The 2747-nt window shown below is 60.8% G+C and carries 1 protein-coding gene, 1 other RNA gene and 1 pseudogene; 1 reads left to right on the top strand and 2 read right to left on the bottom strand.

The genetic code is table 11. The annotated features are described in order from the left end of the window. Positions 1-216: 216 nt before the first annotated feature. Together rnpB and lipA are read right to left on the bottom strand one after the other, a co-directional pair. Positions 217-668: RNase P RNA component class A (gene rnpB, locus NW809_RS11790), an RNA gene on the bottom strand. Between the two features lie 132 nt (positions 669-800). Then, positions 801-1691: a lipoyl synthase gene (gene lipA, locus NW809_RS11785; protein WP_011431147.1), complete on the bottom strand. Its 891-nt coding sequence runs from the start codon at positions 1689-1691 to the stop codon at positions 801-803. 411 nt (positions 1692-2102) lie between these two features. Here lipA and NW809_RS11780 point away from each other — a divergent pair. Next, positions 2103-2747 (top strand): annotated as a pseudogene (locus NW809_RS11780) (transketolase); the annotation flags it as partial.

The following is a 2747-nucleotide window of genomic DNA, read 5'->3' as shown; positions in this document are numbered from 1 at the left end:
CGGCTGTATTAGCCGTTACCGCTGGCTTGCCTGCTGGCGACGGCGACCAGCCCTCCTCCGACCCAGCGGACAAGGGCACTTATGACAACAACAGCAGCACTCCCCCTCTCCTCTACGCCTGCGTAAAGCTGTGGATGGCAGCCTTGAGGGGCATGAAGGAAACCTAGTGCAAAAGACTCTCTCGGGGTTGGAAGGAGGCAATCCCAAAAAAAGAAGAAGAGATGAGGAGGTTGTAAGCCGGGTTCTGTAGTGGGGTGCTCCAAGGAGCAGCCCGCACTGGCGGTCATCTCTCTGGGAGTGATGTTGCCATCACCCTCTAGCGGCTCACCACCACCGAGACCACCCTCCCCCAACCGCTTGGCTGAGTACCGTGACCTCGGTGCAGCCGACAGGGGCGAAGAACAGCCATAGTCCTGCGGCTGCGGCCTTGCTTTCCACCGGGGTTTACCGAGCCAGCGCCTCACGACGCTGCTGGTGGGCTCTTACCCCACCTTTGCACCCTTACCTGTGCTGGGATCCCAGCCATCGGCGGTATGTTTCTGTGGCACTATCCTCGCGGTTTCCCGCACTGGGCTTTCCCCAGCGGTGTGTTCTTCTGAAAGCCCGGACTTTCCTCATCCTGCTGCCTGGTGGCGGCAGCGAGGACGCGACCGCCTGCCCCTCCTATCTCTTCATTTCAATCCTAGCGCATCCCCCCAGCGCAGAAAATCTCTCTGCGCCTAGGCTCCGCGTTGCTGGCCAGCCGGCCTGCAAAGCTGACCCCGCTGTTCCTGCTCCGCAGGGACTCCATCCCCCTAGGTCTACGTTCCTGGTCGAGGAAAGCGCTGCATCAGCTCTTGGACAGCCTCGGCATGGTAGGAGCTGCGGGTAAGCGGGGAGGACACCACCTGCAAAAAGCCCAACTCTTCCCCCACCTGTCGCCAGTGGTCAAACTCCTCTGGAGGCACGTAGCGCTCCACCGGCAGGTGTTTGGGGCTGGGAGGAAGGTATTGGCCAAGAGTGAGGATGTCGCAGCCTACCCGGCGTAGATCTTGCATTATCTGCAAAATCTCCTCGGCGGTCTCTCCCAAGCCCAGCATCACCCCCGACTTGGTGTAGAGGCCGGGATCCCATTGCCGCGCCAGTTCCAAAAGCCGCAGGGAACGCTCGTAGTTCCCCTGGGGGCGCACTCGCCGGTAGAGGCGGGGCACGGTTTCCGTGTTGTGGTTGAGCACCGTCGGGCGGGCGGCGAGAATTTGCTCCAAGGCCTGCCAGTTGCCGCACAGATCTGGGATCAAGACCTCGATGGTTGTCTGGGGCATGCGGCAGCGGATTTCGGTAATGCAAGCAACAAACTGGCTGGCTCCCCCATCGGGGAGGTCGTCCCGATTCACCGAGGTAATCACCGCATGGCGTAGCCCTAGCCGTTGCACCGCTGTGGCCACCCGCAGCGGCTCAGTGGGATCCAAAGGCGGAGGCCGTTTGGTGAAGTCGATATCGCAGTAGGGGCAGGCGCGGGTACAGGCCGGGCCCATGATTAAAAAGGTGGCGGTGCCGTTGGCAAAGCACTCCCCTAGGTTGGGACAGGAAGCCTCCTCGCAAACGGTATTCAGGCCCAAGTCCCGCAGCAGTTGCTGGACGGATCCGGCCCGCTGGGGGGCTTTGGCCCGCAGCCAGGGAGGTTTGCCGCTAGGCGAAGAAACAGCGCTCAATGAAACCCTCCAACCAGAAATGGCGGCAAGCGTATCTCTCAGCTTAGCCTGTCATTATTGCCCAGCCGAGACCGGGCTCGGTGGCCAAAGCCCGAAAAAGGATAGCTCAGTAGCCCCGCCCTTAGAGGCGAAGCAAACTTTAGCTGCTCGCCAATGGTATAGTTGTCACCGAGGCGTACCGTTCTCAGGCGAGCCCCTAGTCACGGTGAAAAACCCAACCGGTGGCAAGCGTCCGGGAAATGCCAACGTCTCAGCCAACCTGCCCAGACAAGCCAGCAGAACCTTGGGGCCTTGCCTCAAGGAACTGTCTAGAGGCATCTTGACAGCGCCTTGACGAGAATCCCCCGCCTTTAGGCGGTGGGCGTGTCAAGGCATACTGGAAAGCGAATGTCGAGCGATAGGGATCCCCACATGGTTGTTGCTGCTCCTCCCTCTCTGGAACAACTTGCCATCAACACGATTCGTTTTTTGGCGGTGGATGCTGTTCAGAAAGCCAACTCGGGTCACCCCGGCCTGCCAATGGGGGCAGCACCCATGGCCTATGTGCTTTGGCAGCAGTTCCTGAAGTTCAATCCCCGCAACCCCAAATGGGTGGATCGGGATCGCTTTGTCCTCTCGGCAGGCCACGGCTGCATGCTGCAGTATGCTCTGCTGCACCTGACCGGCTTTGATGTGAGCCTAGAGGACATCAAGCAGTTTCGCCAGTGGGGATCCAAAACCCCCGGCCACCCGGAAAACTTTGAAACCCCCGGTGTGGAGGTAACCACCGGACCGCTGGGGCAGGGGGTGGGCAACGCCGTTGGGCTGGCCATTGCCGAGGCCCACTTGGCCGCCCGTTTCAACAAGCCCGGTCACACCATTGTGGATCACTACACTTATGTGATCTTGGGCGACGGCTGCAACATGGAGGGGGTGGCCTCGGAAGCGGCCTCGCTCGCCGGCCACCTCAAGCTGGGCAAGCTGATCATGCTCTACGACAGCAACCACATCTCCATCGACGGCAGCACGGAAATTGCCTTTACCGAAGATGTGGGCAAGCGCTACGAGGCCTACGGG

Origin of the sequence: Synechococcus sp. WC101, from assembly GCF_047461555.1 — a bacterium.
Classification (GTDB): Bacteria; Cyanobacteriota; Cyanobacteriia; order Thermostichales; family Thermostichaceae; genus Thermostichus.
Note: the sequence above shows the minus strand (reverse complement) of the source record. Positions and strands in the feature narration are given on the sequence as shown.